19 protein-coding genes are annotated in these 19775 nt (G+C 63.3%); 3 read left to right on the forward strand and 16 right to left on the reverse strand.

What is annotated here, in order from left to right; genetic code table 11:
- Window positions 1–2 precede the first annotated feature (2 nt).
- From NKH99_RS04590 to NKH99_RS04610, 5 genes are read right to left on the reverse strand one after another with little or no spacing between them, the layout of a single operon-like run.
- Window positions 3–1454 (reverse strand): hydrogenase 4 subunit F, encoded by a 1452-nt coding sequence (locus NKH99_RS04590; protein ID WP_352685371.1) that lies wholly within the window; start codon window positions 1452–1454, stop codon window positions 3–5.
- A complete protein-coding gene (locus tag NKH99_RS04595; protein ID WP_023675519.1) occupies window positions 1451–2113 on the reverse strand; it encodes a hydrogenase-4 component E in 663 nt (220 codons plus the stop codon). The genes NKH99_RS04590 and NKH99_RS04595 overlap by 4 nt, the downstream gene beginning before the upstream one ends.
- Entirely contained in the window at window positions 2113–3069 is a 957-nt protein-coding gene (locus tag NKH99_RS04600) for a respiratory chain complex I subunit 1 family protein (protein ID WP_023675520.1), read from the reverse strand. Before NKH99_RS04600 ends, NKH99_RS04595 begins: the two co-directional genes overlap by 1 nt.
- Window positions 3060–5081 carry a hydrogenase 4 subunit B gene (gene hyfB, locus NKH99_RS04605; protein WP_502899998.1) on the reverse strand — a complete coding sequence of 674 codons (2022 nt, stop codon included), beginning with the start codon at window positions 5079–5081 and terminating at the stop codon, window positions 3060–3062. Before hyfB ends, NKH99_RS04600 begins: the two co-directional genes overlap by 10 nt.
- Window positions 5078–5392, reverse strand: coding sequence for a helix-turn-helix domain-containing protein (locus NKH99_RS04610; RefSeq protein WP_353013123.1), 315 nt, complete (start codon window positions 5390–5392; stop codon window positions 5078–5080). The genes hyfB and NKH99_RS04610 overlap by 4 nt, the downstream gene beginning before the upstream one ends.
- 689 nt (window positions 5393–6081) lie before the next feature.
- Here NKH99_RS04610 and NKH99_RS04615 point away from each other — a divergent pair.
- Window positions 6082–6885: an ABC transporter permease gene (locus NKH99_RS04615; protein ID WP_353012871.1), complete on the forward strand. Its 804-nt coding sequence runs from the start codon at window positions 6082–6084 to the stop codon at window positions 6883–6885.
- A gap of 368 nt (window positions 6886–7253) precedes the next feature.
- On the opposite strand, the gene hpaH is transcribed toward NKH99_RS04615, so the two are convergent.
- Genes hpaH through NKH99_RS04640 form a run of 5 tightly spaced genes read right to left on the reverse strand, consistent with a single transcriptional unit; the run spans window position 7254 to window position 11872 of the window.
- Window positions 7254–8060, reverse strand: coding sequence for a 2-oxo-hept-4-ene-1,7-dioate hydratase (gene hpaH, locus NKH99_RS04620; protein ID WP_352469635.1), 807 nt, complete (start codon window positions 8058–8060; stop codon window positions 7254–7256).
- Complete coding sequence (locus tag NKH99_RS04625; protein WP_352469636.1) at window positions 8057–8932, reverse strand: fumarylacetoacetate hydrolase family protein; 876 nt, start codon at window positions 8930–8932, stop codon at window positions 8057–8059. The genes hpaH and NKH99_RS04625 overlap by 4 nt, the downstream gene beginning before the upstream one ends.
- 25 nt (window positions 8933–8957) lie before the next feature.
- Window positions 8958–9938: a 3,4-dihydroxyphenylacetate 2,3-dioxygenase gene (gene hpaD, locus NKH99_RS04630; RefSeq protein WP_353012874.1), complete on the reverse strand. Its 981-nt coding sequence runs from the start codon at window positions 9936–9938 to the stop codon at window positions 8958–8960.
- A 15-nt stretch (window positions 9939–9953) separates the two neighbouring features.
- Entirely contained in the window at window positions 9954–11471 is a 1518-nt protein-coding gene (hpaE, locus tag NKH99_RS04635; protein ID WP_353012877.1) for a 5-carboxymethyl-2-hydroxymuconate semialdehyde dehydrogenase, read from the reverse strand.
- 14 nt (window positions 11472–11485) lie between these two features.
- On the reverse strand, window positions 11486–11872 hold the full coding sequence (locus NKH99_RS04640) for a 5-carboxymethyl-2-hydroxymuconate Delta-isomerase (protein WP_352817966.1): 387 nt from the start codon (window positions 11870–11872) through the stop codon (window positions 11486–11488).
- Between the two features lie 224 nt (window positions 11873–12096).
- Between NKH99_RS04640 and hpaR the strand changes: the two genes are divergently transcribed.
- A complete protein-coding gene (gene hpaR / locus NKH99_RS04645) occupies window positions 12097–12507 on the forward strand; it encodes a homoprotocatechuate degradation operon regulator HpaR (protein ID WP_352767897.1) in 411 nt (136 codons plus the stop codon).
- A gap of 6 nt (window positions 12508–12513) precedes the next feature.
- Here hpaR and NKH99_RS04650 read toward each other — a convergent pair whose 3' ends face one another.
- Both NKH99_RS04650 and NKH99_RS04655 read right to left on the reverse strand, forming a co-directional pair.
- Window positions 12514–13023, reverse strand: coding sequence for a flavin reductase (locus NKH99_RS04650; protein WP_352469640.1), 510 nt, complete (start codon window positions 13021–13023; stop codon window positions 12514–12516).
- Window positions 13024–13033: 10 nt separating this feature from the next.
- A complete protein-coding gene (locus tag NKH99_RS04655) occupies window positions 13034–14578 on the reverse strand; it encodes a 4-hydroxyphenylacetate 3-hydroxylase N-terminal domain-containing protein (protein WP_352469821.1) in 1545 nt (514 codons plus the stop codon).
- 91 nt (window positions 14579–14669) lie between these two features.
- On the opposite strand from NKH99_RS04655, the gene NKH99_RS04660 reads away from it, so the two are divergent.
- Window positions 14670–15539 (forward strand): helix-turn-helix domain-containing protein, encoded by an 870-nt coding sequence (locus NKH99_RS04660; protein WP_352469641.1) that lies wholly within the window; start codon window positions 14670–14672, stop codon window positions 15537–15539.
- 13 nt (window positions 15540–15552) lie between these two features.
- Here the strand turns inward: NKH99_RS04660 and NKH99_RS04665 are convergent, their stop codons facing one another.
- Genes NKH99_RS04665 through NKH99_RS04680 form a run of 4 tightly spaced genes read right to left on the reverse strand, consistent with a single transcriptional unit; the run spans window position 15553 to window position 19653 of the window.
- Window positions 15553–16905: an aspartate aminotransferase family protein gene (locus NKH99_RS04665; RefSeq protein ID WP_352503133.1), complete on the reverse strand. Its 1353-nt coding sequence runs from the start codon at window positions 16903–16905 to the stop codon at window positions 15553–15555.
- 26 nt (window positions 16906–16931) lie between these two features.
- Window positions 16932–17594, reverse strand: coding sequence for an HAD family hydrolase (locus tag NKH99_RS04670; RefSeq protein ID WP_352685374.1), 663 nt, complete (start codon window positions 17592–17594; stop codon window positions 16932–16934).
- Complete coding sequence (locus NKH99_RS04675; protein WP_352685375.1) at window positions 17591–18886, reverse strand: Tm-1-like ATP-binding domain-containing protein; 1296 nt, start codon at window positions 18884–18886, stop codon at window positions 17591–17593. Before NKH99_RS04675 ends, NKH99_RS04670 begins: the two co-directional genes overlap by 4 nt.
- A complete protein-coding gene (locus tag NKH99_RS04680; protein ID WP_352685376.1) occupies window positions 18883–19653 on the reverse strand; it encodes an IclR family transcriptional regulator in 771 nt (256 codons plus the stop codon). Before NKH99_RS04680 ends, NKH99_RS04675 begins: the two co-directional genes overlap by 4 nt.
- Between the last annotated feature and the right edge of the window lie 122 nt (window positions 19654–19775).

The following is a 19775-nucleotide window of genomic DNA, read 5'->3' on the forward strand; positions in this document are numbered from 1 at the left end:
GCTCACCCCAGGATACTTGCGACGTGCTGGAACCATGTGACCAGCGGTGGCGGCAGATAGATGCCGGCGGCAAACACCAACGCCAAGTGGGAATACATCGGAATGTAGGACGCCTCGGCGGGTGCAGTGCTGCCGCGCGGTTCGCCGAAAGCGACGCCGGTCAGTCGAAGCAGCAGGGCGCCGAAAGCGAGCAGAATCCCGAAAACCAAGGGCATCGCCAAAAGAGGGTGTCTTGCAAATGTCGAACTCACGACCAGGAATTCGCTCATGAAGATACCGAGCGGAGGGAGGCCGGCAATGGCAACGACGCCGATGACGAGCGCCCAGCCAAGGGCAGGATGTGTTTCCGTCAGTCCCCGGATTTCGGCGATGTTCTGTGTCCCCTTGACCTGGGCAATGTGGCCGACCGTGAAAAAGATCGCCGACTTGGTCAGGCTGTGCATGACCATGTGCAGCAGCCCGGCAAAATTGGCGAGCGGGCCTCCTATGCCGAAGGCGAACACGATGATGCCCATGTGCTCGATCGAGGAGTACGCGAACAGGCGTTTGATGTCGCGGCGGCGGTAGAGCATGAAGGCCGCGAAGACAAGCGACGTCAGTCCCATCGTGATCATCAATGGCCCAGGTGCGATCGCTTCTGGGCTTGCCGCGAGCAATAGCTTGAAGCGCAGCACGGCATAGAGTGCGACGTTTAACAGCAAGCCCGACAGCACTGCGGAAATCGGCGTTGGACCCTCAGCATGCGCGTCTGGCAGCCAGGCATGTAAGGGCGCAAGGCCGACCTTCGTCCCGTAGCCGAGCAGCAGAAAGATGAAGGCGACATTGAGCAGAGCCGGATCGAAGCGCGCGGCGTGAGCGATGAGCACCGTCCAGACCATCGCATTCGTCCCCTCGCCAACAACCGGCTGTGCAGCCATGTAGACGAGGATGGTGCCGAACAGTGCGAGCGCGATGCCGACGCTGCCCAGAATGAAATATTTCCAGGCTGCCTCCAGCGCTTCGTGCGTGCGGTAGATGCCGACCATGAGCACGGTGGTCAGCGTGGCAAGCTCCACCGCCACCCACATCAAGCCAATATTGTTGGACACGAACGCCAGGTTCATGCCGAACATCATGACCTGGTACATTGCGTGATAAAACCGCAAGTTCGGGACTGTCAGCCGCCCGGTCTCCAGTTCGTGGGCAATGTAGGAAGCGCTGAAGACGCTGGTGGTGAAGCCGACGAATGTGTTGAGCACGATGAAGACGATATTGAGATCGTCGACGAGCAGATACTGCCCAGGCTGCGGGCGGTCGGTGACAAGAAGCGACAGTGCGGCGAGCAAGGTCAGCAAGCTCGCAGCGACATTGACGCCCGCCGATATCCGGTATTTCGGCAGCGCCGCCAGAAGTGCGGCCGCGAAGACCGGTATCAGCAAAATGGCGGCCACCGCATCAAGGGAAAACGCGGTCAACGGTGTTCTCCCCTGTAGTCGTCGAGCGCGCCGACATCCACCGAGTCGAACCTCTCGCGGATGCGGAACAGGAAGACTCCGATGACGATGAAGGCGATAAGGATCGAGAAGGCGACACTGATCTCGACGACCAGAGGCATGCCCTTGGCCCCCGTGGCGGCGAGGACCAGACCGTTCTCGAGCGACATGAATCCGACAACTTGGCTGACGGCGTTGCGGCGGGTGACCATCACCAGCAGCCCCAGCAAAATGATGGACAGCGCGAAAGCCAGGTCCTCGCGGGCGAGGGGATCAGCCTCGGGAGTGACGCGCAGCATCAGGACCATGGACAGGGTCACCAGGCCTATCCCCGCAAGCATCGTCGTACCGATGCCGACGGCGGTCTCGACGTCACGATGGATGCCGAGCCGCTGAATGATGCGATGAAGCCCGACAGGAATGACGATCGCCTTGAAGACGAGGGCGATTGCCGCCGTGACGTAGAGATGATGCGCGTCCTGAATGTATGCCTGCCAAGCTACGGACAGGGCCAGCACGATTGCATGAAGCGCAAAAACGTTGATCAGAGCAAAGAGGCGATCCTGATACAGCATCATGAAACTGACCAGCACCAGGCCGCCGGCGAGCAGGTGAGCGATGTCGAAGGTGAGGCCGTTCATCAGAGGCTCCGTGAGACGAACAGCAGGAGCGTGCCGAGCAGGGCCAGCATCAGCGCTGCCCCAAGGAAATCCGGGACGCGGAAGACGCGCATCTTGGCGATGGCAGTCTCAAACACCGCGAGGAGAACGCCACAGACGGCAAGCTTGCCGACATAGGCGACGACACCCGGAGCAAGGGATTCCAGTCCTGCACCGGCGCTCGCCAGTCCCCAAGGTAGGAAGACGCAGGAAATCAGCGACACATAGAGCAGAAGCTTGAGGAAGGCGGCAAACTCGATCATCGCCAGATGGCGACCGGAATATTCCAGCACCATCGCCTCATGAACCATGGTTAGTTCCAGATGGGTCGATGGGTTGTCCACGGGTATGCGGGCGTTTTCGGCGATCGCCACCATCACGAGGGCGATGAGCGACATCCCGAGCGACACCCGCAAGCCAACCTCCGGTGATCCCATGAAGGCGGCGACCGTTGAGAGTTGCGTAGCACCCGCGACGAGCGCCAGGCTGAACACGATGAGCAGCATGGCGGGTTCGGCCAGCGAAGCGATCATCACCTCGCGGCTCGAGCCGATGCCGCCGAAGCTCGTGCCGACGTCCATGCCTGCCAGCGCCAGGAAGAACCGGGCGCTTCCCAGCAGTGCGACAATGGCTATGAGATCGGCGGTCCAACTGAATGTGAGGCCGGCGGCGAATGTCGGGATGAGCGCCGCGCCGACCCAGGTGGTGGCAAAGATCAGATAGGGCGTCACGCGAAACAGCCAGGATGCGTTGTCCGCCAGAACGACTTCCTTGCGCATCAGCCGCAAGAGATCGCGGTAAGGTTGGATCAGGGAAGGACCCTGGCGGCGCAAGAGCCGTGCCTTCACCTTGCGCACGAATCCGGTCAGGAGCGGCGCCAGCAAAAGCACCAGCGCCATCTGTGCGCCTTGAACGGCCAACTCGAGAATCACGGCCATAGTGCGAGCACCAGGAGCAGGACAATGAGAAAGAGAAAGACGAGGGTCAGGTAGCGCCTGATCGTCAGGAACTGCAGATGGTTGAGGTGGTCGGTCGCAAAGTCGAGGGCCCGGCCGATAGGCAGGTACAGCGTCTCCCAGATCACATCGTGCATTTCGACATTCAGACGAGCCGGACCGGTCTCGCCAGGTGCCGGCATTTCGACGGTTTCCCTTGCACGGAATACGAACGTGCCGAAGACGCGGCGGATAGGCTGCGCGAAGCTGACGGCCGTGTACTGCGAGCTCGGGACCACATCCGGGAAGCCACAACCCCAGGCGGGACCCCGACGGAGTGCATGTGATGCAAAGCGATGGATCACATATGCCGCAGCGGATGCGGAAAAGGCGATGAACAGGAACACCAACAGGCCGTTGTAGGAACTGCGGCTCGCTGCAATCGGCACGATAGACAGCCAGGGCTGGGCCATCTGCACAGGCATTCGACTGCCGATCAGTGGCAGTGTCACCGATGAGAGGCCGTCTATCACAAGACCGGGCAGAATGCCGGCCAGGAGACAAAGGGCAGCGAGAATGAACATTGCCGCCAGCGAGTAGCGGTCGACCTCATACGCCAGTTCCACCGCGGCCGAGCGTGGCCGGCCGAGGAATGTAATCCCGAACGCCTTTACAAAGCAGGCCGCGGCCAGTGCCGCTGACAGCGCCAGCAGACCGCCAACGGCGGGCACCATGACCTTCAGTCCCCATTGTGGCAGATCGGGGCTCTGCAATATGGCCTGAAAGGCCAGCCATTCGGAGACGAAGCCGTTGAAGGGTGGAAGTGCCGAGATCGCGACGCAACCGACGAGAAAGGCAAAACTTGTAAAGGGCATGCGGTGGATGAGACCGCCCAGCTTCTCCATATCCCGCTCTCCGGTTGCCGTCAGCACGGCGCCTGCGCCGAAAAACAGCAGGCTCTTGAAAAAGGAGTGGTTGAGGACGTGGAACAGCGCGGCGGTGAGGGCCAGCGCTGCAGCCGATGGCATGGCGTTCGCCTTGAAAGCGAGCGCGAGACCAAGGCTTACGAAGATGACGCCGATGTTTTCAATGGTGCTATAGGCAAGTAGTCGCTTCAGGTCCTTTTCCATCAGCGCGTAGAGGATGCCGAGAACCGCCGTCAGGCCGCCAAGGAAAAGCACGGCAACGCCCGACCACCATGCCGGCTCACCGAGCAGATCGAAAATAACGCGTATGAAGCCATAGATTGCGACCTTGGTCATCACGCCGCTCATCAGAGCCGAGACGTGGCTTGGCGCGGCCGGATGGGCGAGTGGCAGCCAGACGTGCAGCGGGACGAGTCCGGCCTTGGAGCCGGCGCCCAGCAGCATGAGAACCAGGACGAAAGCAGCGGCGAACGGGGTGGGATCGCCGGCTCGCATCGCGTCGAATGTGTAGGTTCCATCGGATCCGGCGAGCAGGCCGAACGCAAGCAGCAGCGCGAGTGTGCCGAAGCTCGCCATCACGAGATAGATGTAGCCCGCCCGCGCATTGTCCTGCTTGCGATGGTGCGCCATGACGAGGGCCCAGGAGGCGAGCGACATGAATTCCCAGGAAAGCAGGAAAGTGAAGGCGTCGTCGGCCACCACGACAAGGTTCATTCCGGCTAGGAAAGCCGGGAAGAACGGCAGCACCCGATGCGGCGCAGACTCATGCCTGCCGTAGCCGAGGCCATAAAGACTGGCCATGGAGCCGCCGAAGTTGACGACGATGAGGAAGAAAGTCGACAGCGCATCCAAACGGAAATGAGCGCCAATCCATGGCAATCCAAGAGGCAACACCACAGTCGACGGGGTGACGGGATTGTCGGCGATGCGGCTCGCGAGAACCATGAGCACGGCCGCCGATATACCGAGCGTCAAGCCGTAGATCAGGCGTGTTCCCGAGTCGGATCTGCGGCTTTCCGCAATCGCAAGCACCGCAGTCCCCAGGAGCGCAGCGACGCCCCACAGGAGGACCGCGGCCCCCGAAATCACGCCACGCTCCTCACGGGGAGTTTGGCATCCGTATCGACTTCGCCAAGGATTTTGGCGGGGTCAAAATCCGCTTTCAGTCGCACGCCGCGCCCGCCGATTTGGCTGGAGGCGCCTTCAGCGATCAATTCCACGCCGGCGAGGTCAAGTGCCCCGATCAGCTTCATGAGAGAATCGACGTTACCCCGAATAATCGACTCGCTGGCTTCCATGCGTTGAATTGTCGGCACGGAAAGACCGGACAATTCGGCAAGCCTGCGCTGGTCGATGCCAAGGAGCGCCCTCGCGGCACGCAACTGTGGAGCAGTTATCACGGTCGCATCCCCCTTTTTGATCAGCTTTGAGATATTATCTCTACGTCTTGCAGCATATATTAAAATGCGGCGCATTCAATTAGTGATGCGTGACGCATCTGTCTTGAGGCTGTAGAAAACCGGGCGATACGCCCTGCCTCGAACCAAAGCCATGCGGCCATTCCCGTCACGGCCAGTCTTGTCGCCAGCCATCTCGGATTTGCGCGTGATGGGGCTGGCAATGGGCCCTTATCTCGGCCGGCCACTCGATTGGAGCCGCCGCGGGCGCGTCGGCTATCTCTTCGACCTCACTCTACGTTAAGAGTGGGTATGGCTGAGTTCGCTTGCTTTTGCCGTTGGGCCGGTCTCATCGTGTTCGTGCTTCAGGATCGGCCAAAACAGATAGCTGCCGAAATCCAGGAACAGCGCCTTCGCGAATGTGCTACCAAATCTGGCATGCGGCAAAGCTCTGCAGCGCTACTGCCAAAGCCGCCTCATGCGAACGGAGACGTCCTCCAGGACTGGCATGGAGGCCAGCACGAGGAGAATGGCCGCGAGAAACAACGTCGCCGCGAAGCCGACATGCTTGAAACCCACAGCGCCGACGACGCCGCCAGCAAAGAACAATGCTGGTCGTCACGCTCTCGCTTTATGCCATCCAGAACGCCCTGCTCAGCCGCAGCGGCGCCGGTCTGCGCTAGGAGGCCCGGATGTCCTCCCCGCGATCAACCACCACCAGCCGGCTTGGCCGCTTCGGCCTCGGGCTGACGGCCATGATGGTGCTGGCTTTCCTCATGGCGCCGCTGATCATCATCGTGCTGTTCTCGTTCAAGAGCAGCGGCGATTTCACCTTTCCCATCACCGGCTGGTCGCTGAAATGGTACCGCGAGTTCTTCTCGACGCAGACCTGGATGGATGCCCTGCGCAACAGCCTGGTTCTGGCTGTCTCGACGACACTTTTGGCGACGCCGCTAGGCACCATGGCCGCGCTCGGCCTCGCGGCGCCTAATCTGCCAGGTCGGCGCACGATCTCCGCCTTGCTGCTGGTGCCGATGATCGCGCCGGTGGTCATCGTCGGCGTCGGCATGTATTTCGTCTTCTCGATGGCCGGCCTGACCGCGACCCTTCCCGGCCTCATCCTCGGCCATACCTCGCTCGCCGTTCCCTTCGTCGTGGTGACCGTCTCGGCCGTTCTCACCGGTCTCGACAGGCGGCTGCTCTGGGCGGCCGCCAGCATGGGGGCGCCACCCTTCCTCACCTTCCGCAAAGTCACGCTTCCGGTCATTCTGCCGGGCATCGCGTCGGGCGCGCTGTTTGCCTTCGCCACCTCGCTCGACGAAGTCGTGGTGACGATGTTCCTCGCCGGTCCCGGACAACGCACCTTGCCGCGCGAGATGTTCACCATCGCGCGCGACACACTGACGCCGACCATCGCGGCTGCTGCCACAGTGCTGATCGCCGCCTCGATCGTTTTGCTGATTGCGTCCACAGCGCTCGGCCGCTCGAATCGATAGCGCCGGCCGTCCCGACAAGGAACCCCTCGGCTTCTGGCCACGGGTTTGTCGATCAAACGCATGTTGCCCAAAACTGCACAGCGGCTCGGGACAGCGGCTCGGATTGAAACAGGAGCGCAAAAGCGCGTCAGCGGATCGTGGTCTATCGCGTAATAAAGCCTTTCAGGAACGCGGCCAGCGATGGAAGTCGAGTTAATCCTGATCGTCCAGCAAAGCGATGGCATCGAACGGTTGTTCGCGCGGCACCCGGATTTCGGCGCCGATACTTTGAAGGCTGGCAAGGAGTGCCGACACCCTTTCGGGCTCTTCCGGTTCTGTTTCAGCACGCCGCCGGCAAGTCGGGTCAGCGGGCTATGGAGGAATTGCCGCTAGCGGGCAAAGGTGATGCGGATCGCTCCATAGGGTCCGAAATCGGCAGCGATAGTGTCACTGTGGCGACACTCCACGGGCCGGATGAACGAGCCCGACAGCACGACCTGTCCGGCGGATATCTGCATGCCGTACTGATGCAGCCGGTTGGCCAGCCAGGCGATGCCCTTCGCCGGATGATCGAGCACCCCGGCGCCGAGCCCGGTCTCTTCGACCTCGCCATTGCGCGACAGGATGGCGCCGATCCAGCGCAGGTCGGCCTCGCGCGGTCCGGCACGACGGCCGCCGACGACGACGCCGGCATTGGCGGCATTGTCGGAGATGGTGTCGAAGAAGGTCCGTATCCTGCCGCTCTCCTTGTTGACGCGCTCGATACGGGTGTCGAGGATCTCCAGCGCCGGCGTGATGTAGTCGGTGGCGTCGAGCACGTCGTCGATCGACACGTCCGGACCGGCCAGCGACGCCTTCATGACGAAGGCGATCTCGGCCTCGATGCGCGGCTGGATGAAGCGGCCGGCTGGAACAGTGCCGCCGTCATCGAAGAACATGTCGTCGAACAGCACACCGGAATCCGGAATGTCGATGGCGAGCGCCGACTGCATCGCCTTGGAGGTCAGGCCGATCTTCCAGCCTTTGATCGTCAGGCCCGAGGCCACTTTTCGTTTCACCAGCGCCGCCTGGACGAGATAGGCGTCATCCATCGTCGCCCCGGGGAAATCAAGGCTGAGCAGCCTGATCTGGCGACGGTCGCGCTCGGCCTCGAACAGCCTCGCGGCCGCGTCTTCGACCTGTTCCGGCGTCATCATCGGCCGGTCCCTTCGTCGACGACGCCGTTGCTGAGCAAGCCAATGCCGTCGGCCTCGACCTCGATCACGTCGCCCGGCTTCAGCCAGATTGGCGGGTCGAACCGGGCGCCAGCGCCGGTCGGCGTGCCGGTGACGATGACGTCGCCCGGCGCCAGCGTGGTGAAGGTCGAGATGTAGTTGATGATCTTGCGGAAGGAAAAGATCATGCGGCCGGTGCGGTCCTGCTGGCGAACCTCGCCATTGACGCGCGTGGTCAGCGCGATGTCAGCGATCTGTGCCTCGTCGGTGAACGGCACAAGCCAGGGGCCGATAGAGCCGGTCCGGTCGAAGTTCTTGCCCTGCGTGACGTTGAACTTGGCATGCCGCACCCAGTCGCGGATGGTCCCTTCGTTGCAGAGCGAAAGTGCTGCGATATGGCCCAGCGCATCCGCCTCGGCGATCCTGCGGCCGCCCTTGCCGATGACGATGACGATCTCGCCCTCATAATCGAGCTGCGGCGATTCCGACGGCCGCACCAGGGGCGTGCCATGGCCGACGAAGGAGCGCGGGAAGCGGATGAACAGCGACGGGTTCGAGGGTGCGGCCTGTCCGTCCTTGTACTCCTCGTTGCGGTCCGGATAGTTGACGCCGACGCAGATGATCTTTTCGGGCGAGGGGACGGGTATCTCGTAGGCGATGGCATCGAGCGGGAAATCGGCGGCGAAAGCGTCCGCCTCTTCCGCCAGCCGTCGCAGTGCGCCGGCCTCTATCACCTCGCGCAAACTCGGCCACTGTGCGTGTCGCGCCGACAGGTCGACGCCGCCCTTGTCGGTGATTGCGCCGTAGCGCGTTTTGCCGCCAACGGTGAAGGTGGCGAGACGTGCCGCGCTCATTTGTTTCCCCTGCAGTTAGCCGACGTCACGGCGCGACGATCGGCGAGGCCGCCAGATCGGACTTGCGCGGCTCGACGCCGGCAAAGGTGCTGCCTTCCTCGAACCAGCTCTTCGGCGCCGGTGCGCCCCACAGCGTCTGGCGCTGCGGGTCCTTGAGGTCCCATTTGATCGGCACTAGGTCGGGATCTACCGTCTGGTAGTCCGAGCAATAGATCTCGATGCGGTGATTGTCGGGATCACGGATATAGAGGAAGAAGGCGTTGGAGATGCCGTGCCGGCCGGGGCCGCGCTCGATGTTCGGCAGCCAGCCGGTGGTGGCCATCAGGTCGAGCAGATCGATGATGTTGAGCGGTGTCGGCACCCAGAAGGCGACGTGGTGCAGGCGTGGGCCAATGCCGTTGGTGAAGGCGATGTCGTGGACACCGCCCTTGCGGTGCGTCCATGCCGCCCAAAGTCTTCCGGTCGCGGCATCCTCCGTGTACTCGGTCACGCGGAAGCCGAGCTCGTTGTAGAACGCCACCGATTCGTCGACATTGGGCGAGAAGCAGTTGAAGTGGTCGATGCGCAGCGGCTTGACGCCCTTATACAGCGCATACTTCTGATGGATCGGCGGCAGCCGCTCCATTCTGGAATAGAATTCGAGCGGAATGCCGTGCGGGTCGCGGGTGCGGAAGGTACGCGACTGGTAGGGCCGCTCGACCCATTTCACAGGCAGACCCCTGGCTTTGAAGAAGTGCTCGGCCTTGTCGAGATCGTCGTCGGAAAACAGCTTGAAGCCGAGGTCGCGGGCTTCCGGCGCGGCACCTTTCCTGAGCACGATGCAATGGTGGCCGCGCTCTTCCATGGCGCGCAGATAGATGGCGTCCTTGGTCTCGTCGGTCACCTGCAGGCCGAGCGTGTCGACATAGAACGCGCGCGACTTACCGAGGTCCGTAACAGCCAGCTCGACGTGGCTGAGCCGCACGATGTTGAATGCCGGGTAGAGATTGGGTGTGGGCAAGGGCATCGTTGGGGTCTCCGGTCAGCCGCCGAGCTTCTGGATGGAATGCGGCGCCGTGGCGAACGCGATGTTCTTGGTTTCCATGTAGAAATCGAACGACCAGTCGCCGCCGTCGCGGCCGATGCCTGAGTTCTTGGCGCCGCCGAACGGCGTCGGCAGGTGGCGCACATTCTCCGAATTGACCCAGATCATGCCGGCGTCGAGCGCGTCGGTGAAGCGGAAGGCGCGGGTGACGTCCGAGGTCCAGAGATAGCCGGTCAGGCCGTATTGCGTGTCGTTGGCCACCGCCAGCGCCTCGGCCTCGTCCTTGAACGAGATGGCGGTCAGCACGGGTCCGAATATCTCTTCCTGGGCGATGCGCATCTTGTTGGTGGCGCCGACGAACAGCGTCGGGCTGACATAGCAGCCGCCGCCCGGACCGGCGAACTTGCCGCCGCCGGCGGCGACGACAGCGCCTTCCGACTTGCCGATCTCGATATAGGACAGCACCTTTTCCTCATGCGCCGGATGGATCAGTGGGCCAACCACGGTTTCGGGGTCGAGCGGATGGCCTATCCTGATGCGCTTGGCCTTCTCCGCCACCAGCGCGGTGAACTTGTCGTAGATGCTTTCCTCGACCAGCAGGCGTGAGGACGAGGTGCAGCGCTCGCCGTTCAGCGAATAGATCATGAAGACGGCAGCGTCGGCGGCCCGCTCCAGGTCGGCATCGGCAAAGACGATGACCGGGTTCTTGCCGCCGAGCTCGAAATGCACGCGCTTCAGCGTGTCGGCACCCTGCTTCATGATCATCGAGCCGGTGCGGCTTTCGCCGACGAAGCCGATCGCCTTGATGTCGGGGTGTTCGGTCAGCGCTCTGCCGGCGTCCTCGCCAAAGCCGTTGACGAGGTTCCACACGCCCTTCGGCAGGCCGGCCTCCTCGGCGATCTCGACCAATAGCCGTGCCGTCAGCGGCGAGAACTCGGCTGGCTTGTGGACGATCGTACAGCCGGCGGCGAGCGCCGGCGCGATCTTCCAGGTCGACAGCATGAAAGGTGTGTTCCACGGCGTGATCACGCCGACCGGGCCGACCGGCACGCGCGTCGTCATGTTGACCTGGTTCGGTGCGCGGATCGCGTGGCCGTCGCGGGCCTCCGGCGCGCGGTCGGCGTAGAAGCGGAAGTTCTCCGCGCCGCGCAGCGCTGCCTTGGCCATGAACTTCAATGACTGGCCGGTGTCCATGCATTCGACGAAAGCGATTTCCTCGGCCCGCGCGACGATGGCGTCGGCTATTTTGTGCAACTGCTTCTTGCGGGCGTCGCCTGATATCGCCGCCCAGTCGCGGAAGGCAGCCTTCGCCGCTTTGGCGGCGCGGTCGATGTCGGCGGCCTTGCCGCGTGCCACCTTGGCGATCGGCTTCAGGTCGATTGGCGACAGCGTCTCGTATGTCGAGCCGTCGGCGGCCGGCACGGCTTCGCCGCCGATCTGGTTGAGCACGCCAGCGCTTCTGAAGCGCTCGAGATAGGCCTCGGCCTTTCTCAGATTGTCGTCCAATGCCGCCATGATATGGGTTCCTGTCACTTGCCGCCCAGGCGCGGGTGGATGGCATTCTTCTTCCAGCTTAGTTCGGCATCGATCTCGCGGATCTCCAGCGACAGCGCGAAATGCGGCGTCGTGAACAGAGATGCGAGATGATCCGAAACAGTAGTGAAGATCGCCTCGCCGGTGCGTTTCTTTTCCTCGGCGCTGCGGCCCTTGCCGATGCGGAAGTTCATGTCGATGAACCCGTTCTCCGGGAGGCGATCGGCGATCGCGTATGCCTCGGCGCAGAAAGCGCGTACCCTCACCGCGCCATGTTCGAACAGGCCGGTTTCGAGGATGGTGCGAGCGACCAGCGTGCAAAGCGCGCTGATGTCGACCTTGGCGTCGAGATTCGCCGAATATTCGATCGCCATATGTGGCAAGGTTTCCTCCACCTTGTAATTAACATGTGAATTACATCTTGACGGCGGAATGTCAAGTGTCGTTCTCTATGCAGATACAGCTCCCGATGGTGGGATTGCCGCCCCCGGCGAAATCGCGGATATAGCTGCGTTCCGAGTCTCATTGTGTGGTGCGAGTCGTACCGGAATTGGAATTTTTTGGAGACCTGACCTTGCTACCGCCCAGCACCCGCCGCTCCCTGCCCATGGCTCTGCTTCGCGCCCGCGAAGTGATCATGGCGCATTTCCGGCCGATGCTTGCCCGCCACGACATCACTGAGCAGCAGTGGCGCGTGCTGCGTGTGCTTGCCGAAGCCGGGCCGCTCGAGGCAACCGAACTTGCCAATCGCGCCTCGATCCTTCCGCCCAGCCTGACCCGCATCATCAAGGCGATGGAGGAACGGCAGTTCATCACCCGCAACAAGGTCAAGGATGACGGTCGCCGGGCGCTGCTCGCAATCAGCCCGGCCGGGCTGGCGCTGATCGAGGATTTGTCGCCCGAGCGCATCGCCATCTACGATGCGATCGAGCAGCGCTACGGCGCCGAACAGCATGAGCACCTGCTCGACCTGCTCGAAAACCTGATCCAGTCGGAATCATCCGAAAACCAGACTTGACAGCCTCTACCCGCCAAAACTGCCGAGTGCACTCGGCTGCATGTAGTTGCGGCCGACATAGAGCAGCGCCGCCTCGTCGCTGCCGTGGCGGATGTCGACGACGCGGCCGAACATCACATTGTGCGTGCCAACCTTGTTCACGTCGCCGATCTCGCAATCGAAGCTGACGATGGCGTCGAGCAGCGCCGGCATGCCGGACGGCATGGTCTGCCATCTTGCCGCATTGTAGCGCTCGCTCATGTCGCGGATCGTGCCGGCGAACTTTGCCGCCAGATGGGTGTGTAACTGCGTCAGCACGTTGACGCAGAAACGCTGGTTGGCGAGGAACAGGCCGGTCTGCGCCGAGCGCTCGTTCATGCACACAAGCAGCGTCGGCGGATCGTCGGAAACGCTGCACATGGCGGTCGCAGTGAAGCCGCCGCGGCCGGCCGGACCATCAGTCGTGACGATGTTGACCGGCGCACAGACCCGCGCCATCGCCTCACGGAACTCCAGCCTTGCAACTTGTGGCTCCATGGCCGGGACCTCAGCTTGCGCCAGCCGGCAGCGGCGGCAGCCAGGTGTCGCCGGTCCAGCCCATTTCGTCGTAGTCGGCCATGCAGGTGTCGACCAGTTCCTCCATCGCCCTCAGGCGCCCGCCGCGCTCAGCGCCCTTCAGCACCTGCAGCCGCACCTCTTCCGGCGCACCGGCATAGTTGAGCTCATAGAGCGCGTGGCGGCCGCCGAACTCGGTGCCGGTCGCATCCCACAGCAGCTTCATGATCTTGATGCGTTCGACATGGCCCATGTCGTTGGAGCCGCGCACGTACTGGGCAAGGTACTTGTCGATCTCCGGATTGTCGAAATCCTTTGCCGAGGACGGCAGGTAGATCAGCCCCGAAGCGATGACTCGGCGCACCGTATCGATAACGCGCGGATAGGCCTCCGACATGAAAGTGCGATAGGCGAGCGCCGCCTCGAGATTGGGCAGCACGGCGCCGTTCGCCCATGGGATCGGTTTGTGCGCCATGGCGTTGGAAAAGCTCCAGAACATGTGGCGCAGCGCAATTACTTCGCCGAGCGCCGCCTGGTTGCCGCGGAAGGCATCCCCGCCCGTCGCGCGCAGCGCCTTCGCCAGCAGGCCTGCGAGGAAGTCGAGCTTGACGGCGAAGCGCGTGCAGCCCTGAAAACAATAGCCGTGCATGAAGCCCGACGCCGGGTGGAAGGAGAGGATCTTCTGCGCATCGCGCAGCACCAGCACGTCCTCCCAGGGGATGAAGACATTGTCCAGCACCAGGATCGCATCGTTCTCGTCGAAACGAGACGACAGCGGATAGTCGAAGGGATGGCCGACCGTGTTGGCCGTCTGCTCGTAAGAGACGCGGCAGAACATCTTTATCCCCGGCGCGTTCATAGGCACGATGAACATCACCGACAATGACGGGTCCTCGGTGACCGTCGCCGAGCTCTGCGCCAGGAAATTGTAATGGGTGAGCGCTGACGACGTCGCCACCACCTTGGCGCCGGACACCCAGATGCCGGCGTCGTTCTCCTTCGTGATGTGCACGAACACGTCCTTCACCTGCTCGGCCGGCTTGTGGCGGTCGATCGGCGGGTTGACGATGGCATGGTTCATGAACAGGGCCGCTTCCTGGGCGCGTTTGTGCCAGGCGAGTGCATTGTCCCTGAACGGGCCGTACCACTCGGCATTGGCGCCGAGCGTGTTCATAAGTGCTGCCTTGTAATCGGGCGTGCGCCCCATCCAGCCGTAGGACATGCGCGACCAGTCGGCGATGGCGGTCTGCTGTGCGGCGAGATCCGCGGCGGAATGGGCGACGCGGAAATATTTGTGCGTGTAGCCGCCAGAACCGGTGTCGGTCGGCGAGGTCAGCACCGCCTGCCGCGCCGGATCGTGCAAGGCATTGTAGAGGCGGGCCAGCGAGCGCGCCGAGTTGCGCATCGCCGGATGGGTGGTGACGTCGGCAATCCGCTCGCCATTGATATAGACCTCGCGCCCGTCGCGCAGGCTCTGCAAATATTCGGCACCGGTAAACGGCCGTTTCGTGTCGGCCCGGAAATCTTCCGATCGCATCATGATCCTCCTTTAACGCGTCAACTGTAGCAATCGTCGTGACAAAGGTTTATGGACGAAAGTATAGAACCACTTGGATTTTTTCGCCGTGATGAGCCAGACTGCCATTCCCGAATTCTTCGTCTACGGCGAACCGGCGCGTGCGCTCGACGTCGGATTCCTGCATGTCGAGACTGTTCTTGCGCGTGCCTCCGTGCATCGCGGCCAGGTTCTCGCGCACAAGCACCCGCAAATGGCGCAGATCACCTTCTGGACCGGCGGCAGCGGCATTTATCGGATCGAAGACGAGACCTGGAGTTTTTCGGCGCCGACGGTGAGCTTCATGCCGAGCGGCGTGGTCCACGGATTCAGCATCGAGACGGGCGCCGACGCCATCGTTGTCTCGGTCGCCGATGCTGCCCTTGCGGCGATCGCTGAGCAGTCCGCGCTGCCGCTCGACCAGCCGGTCTTCGTCACCGGACGCGGTGAAACGGCCCTCTGGGAAAGGTTGGGTGATACGGTTACGATGATCCAGGCGGAATATGCCGACAGGTTGCCCGGTATGGAGAAAATCCTGCCGCCGCTGATCGCCGTGGCATTGTCGGGCATCGCCCGCCTCGATGCGCAGTCGCATGCTGTCGCGGTGCCGGCGACGGTGGCGCTGGGCGGCCGGCTGCGGCGTCTGATCGACCGACACTTTCGCGACGACTGGCCGGTCGAGCGCTATGCCGCCGCGCTCGGCACCACGCGCCATCTGCTCGACAAGGCAGCGCGGCAGGTGCTCGGCGCGGGCGTACGCCAGGCGGTTGGTGAGCGGCGGCTGGTCGAGGCCAAGCGCCTGCTGCTGTTCACCGTGCGCCCGGTCGAGGACATCGCCTATGAGACCGGGTTCAACGACCCGGCTTATTTCTCGCGCTTCTTCCGCGCCGCCGTCGGCCTCTCGCCGGCGGCGTGGCGACGCCTGCGGCTCGGTCAGGACTGAGCGTCACCGTCGCTCAGGCGGCTGCCGTCAGTCCGGCGTCGAGAGCCTCGGCGATCTTTGCCACATCGGCGGACGAGATCACCAGCGGCGGCGACAGGATGATGGTGTTGCCGGAGACGCGCAGCATGACGCCGGCCTTGTAGGCGGCCTCTGCGGCGGCATTCATCGTCTTCTTGTCGGCCGGCTTCTTGGCGGCACGGTCGGAAACCAGTTCGAGCGCCGCCATCAGCCCTTGGTAGCGCACATCGCCAACCAAAGCGTGCTTCGCCTTCAGCGCCTCCAGCGCCTTGCCGAGCTCGACACCGCGCGCCGCCGCATTCTCGTTGACGGCAAGCCGCTTGGTCTCGGCGAGTGTGGCCAGCCCCGCCGCGCAGCCGACCGGATGGCCGGAATAGGTGTAGCCGTGCCCGATCGAGCCGAAGCTGGTCTTGTCGGCCTCGAAGACGTCGGCAACCTTGGCGCTGATCAGCGTGGCGCCGAGCGGGAAGTAGCCTGAGGTGATCGCCTTGGCGATGGTCATGAAATCCGGCTTCACTCCGGAGAGCCGCGAGCCCGACCAGGCGCCGGTGCGACCGAAGCCGGTCACCACCTCGTCGGCGATGAGCAGGATGTCGTGACGGTCGCAGATCGCCCGCACCATCGGCATGAAGCTCTCATGCGGAACGATCACACCGCCGGCGCCGAGCACTGGCTCCATGATGAAGGCGGCGATCGTGTCGGCGCCCTGGAAGGCGATCTCGTCTTCGATCGCCCGCGCGCAGAGTTTCGCCAGCTTCGCCGGATCGGTCTCGTCGAACGGATTGCGGTAGGTCCATGGCGCCGGTGTGTGGAAGACGCCGGGCAAAAGCGGCTCGTAGTTGCGCCGGAAATTGGCATTGCCGTTGACCGAGGCGCCGCCGAAATGCGTTCCGTGATAGCCCTTCTTCAGCGCCAGGAACTTCGTCCGGTCGCCCTGGCCCCTGATCTTCCAGTATTGCCGCGACAGCCGCAGTGCCGTCTCGACCGAGTCCGAGCCGCCGGAGGTGAAGAAGGTCCGTACCATGCCCTCGGGAGCGAACCAGTCGCACAGCTCATAGGCAAGCTCGATCGACGGTCCGGTCGAGGTGCCGCGAAAGCCGGAATAATAGGGCAGGGCGTCGAGTTGTGCTGCGATCGCCTTCTTGATCGGATCGCAGCTGTAGCCGAGGTTGACGTTCCACAGGCCCCCGACTGCATCGAGGACGGTGCGGCCTTCGGCATCGGTGACCGAGACGCCTTCGCCCTTCATGATGATCTTTGGCGGCGTCGCGCGCATCTCGGCCGGATGCGCCATCGGATGCCAGATCGGCTTGGCGTTGTTCTCGGTGAGGAAGTTGATGTCGCGCATCGGTGGGAACTCCGTTTCTTGAATTCTTAGGCCGCAACGCCGAAATGGCCGAGCGCCTCTGCATAGCCTTGCCCCGGTTGGGCGACGTCGAAATGCACGGCCAGCATGCCGGCGGCGACCGCGCCGTCGACGTTACGCTTCTGGTCGTCGACGAAGACGCAAGCCGCGGGCGGCAAGTGCAGTGCTTCGCTCACCATCGCATAAGCGCGCGGATCGGGTTTCAGGATGTGCGTGTAGGTGGCGTCGATGATGGTCTCGAACAGCGACAGCAGCGGCAGGCGCTCGCGAAAGCTGTTGCCGTAGAACAAGTCGAGCTCGTTGGAGAGGATGGCGAGCCGGATGCCAGCTTCATGCGCCGCACGGATCGCTCGTTCCGCCTCTGGCCGCACCACCGCTTGCGGGTCGGCGCCGCGCGCCCGCTGCACGAAAGTCGACATGTCGTCCCAGTCCTCGCCGACGAGACGGCCGACTTCACGCGTGCGCGTCTTCCAGTAGTCGCGCTCGCTGATCTCGTCGGCTTGCATGGAACGCCACAGCGGGTCGGATGCCGGATCGAACGGCCCGCGCCAGCCGAGCATGCCGGGCGTCAAGTCCAATGCGCGTTCGGTCAACGCGTGCGTTTCGAACAGCGTGCGGGTGACGACGCCGCCGAAATCAAGCACCAGCGCCTTTGGCGATGGCCCGCTCATGCAGCTTGAGTTCCTTCCGGCGCGCCCAGCGGCACAATGCCTTCGGCGACCCAGCGGTCGAAGATCTCCAGTGCCTTGGCGCTGAAGGCGGCGTCGTTGATGTGCCCTGATATCTCGTGCAACTCGGCATTGCCGGGCACGCTCGAGCGCATCTCCTCGACAAAGGCCGACAGCGCCTCCGGTTCGTGCAGCGGCTCGCCCTCCTGGTCCCATTGCTGGATGCCGCCTGCCGGCAGGATGAAGGCGGTCGGCCCGGTTGCGGCGGCGAGCTTCTCGCCGATGGCGCGCGCGATCTCCTTGCGGGTTTCGCCGTCTGATGTCACCGAGGCGAGCAGGCGGTTGTGCGCATGGTACGGCCGTTCGAAGAAACGGGCAGGCACTGCTTGCCAGGTCGGAAAATCCACCATGTCGACGGCGCCAGGTGCCACGATCTGAGGGATGCCTTGCCGACCAGCATTTTCCAGCCGGTCGGAGCCCGAATTCACCACCGAGCCGGTCAGCTGGTTGGCGAGTTCCTGAAGGCTGAAATCCATCACCGCGACGAAGCCGCGTTGCGCGGCGATCGCCTCAAGCGCCCGGCCGCCCATGCCGGTGGTGTGGAAGACGATGACTTCATAGCCGCGCTTCTCCAGCTCCGGCTTCAGCGTCACCATATAGTGCAGGCAGCTTTTTCCCAGCGAACTCATGCCTATCCTGGGCCGCGTCGCGTCCGGCTTAACGACGGCGCGCGCGGCACCCACCACCGCTCCGCAGGCCTGCGACAGCACCGCCTTGCAGGCACTGTTGAGGCCATAGAGACCGCCCGCCCACAGGATCATCATCAGGTCTGTGGCGATCCGTTCTGGTGGCAGCAGATGTGAATAGGCAATGGTCGAGATGACGAATTTCGGCACGCCGAGCGGCAGCGCCAGCGCGACGTCAAGCGCAAGGTCGGTGCCCATCGAGCCACCGAGCGCGATGAAACCGTGGATTTCGCCCTTGTCGCAGAGTGCGCGGGCAAGCCGCGAGGCGCCGAGCGCCATCAGCGTCATCGCCGAATTCTCGTCGCCGCTGGCGATGATCGCCTCGATGGTCGTGTCGGCAGCTTGAGCCACCGCATGCTTGTCATGCGCCGGCTGGTAGGGCGGATCGCCGAGCACGCTCACATCCATCATCACGGCGACACCGCCGACCGCCTCGATGCGCTCGCGCATGAAGAGCAATTCGTCGGCCTTGGTGTCACCGGTGCCTATAACCAGGATTCGGCGTGTCTCCTCCACAGTCAATCTCCTTGCAGGGGTATTTGTTGTCATGCTCGCTTGAGGCCCGGCTGGCCCTGCCGTCCGAAAAGCCGCTCGCTGATAACGCGCGCAGCCGCCGCCACACTGGCGCCATAGCGCTCGATCTCGCCCTTCTGGACCCGCACCTTAGGCGCCGCGACGGCGATGATGCCAATGGCAAAACCGTCGGCGCCGAGGATCGGCGCCGCGACGCTGAGCACGCCCTCCTCGAAGCCTTGCGAGCCGGTCGAGTGCCCGCGCGCGCGGGCGGCGGCGACATGCTCGGCAAGTGTTTTCGCGTCGCCTATTGTGTGGGGCGTGAAGGCCGGCAGCGGTCCGGCCAGAACAGCGTCTCGGATACGCTCTTCCGTGAACGCCAGGAACGCAATGCCAGAAGCCGTCGCATGCATCGGCAGCACCTCGCCGAGTTGCACGCTGACGCGATTGGCCCTGGTCGATTCGACGACATGGACTGTGATCAGGCCGCGCTTCGAATATTCCGACAGGTGCACCGTCTCATCGGTTTCCGCCGCCAGCGCCTCGACCACCGGCACCGCCATGCGCAGGAAGGGAAACTGGGCTTCGCGCATCAGCGCCAGCCGCGCGACACCGGCGCCCAGCCGGTAAAGACGCGTGGCTTCATCCTGCTCGACCAGCCCATGCGCTATCAGGGAGACCAGCAGCCGGCGCGTGGTTGCCTTGTCATGGCCGGCGCGCCGGGCGAGGTCAGCCAACGCCGTCTCGGGCTCGCCGCGACCGAGCATTTCCAGCAGCGTGATGGCCTTGCTCACCGTACCCATGCGTATCTGATCCTCCATCTGATACTTAACGTGCGAATTAACTTGACAGGAAGCCGGTTCCTTTGCAAGTCTATATTGGAAATGTCGTTGCAAATAATGAAACGACAAGGCGGCCCGAAACA

The organism is Mesorhizobium sp. M0854, assembly GCF_040319815.1.
In the GTDB taxonomy this organism is placed as follows: Bacteria; Pseudomonadota; Alphaproteobacteria; order Rhizobiales; family Rhizobiaceae; genus Mesorhizobium.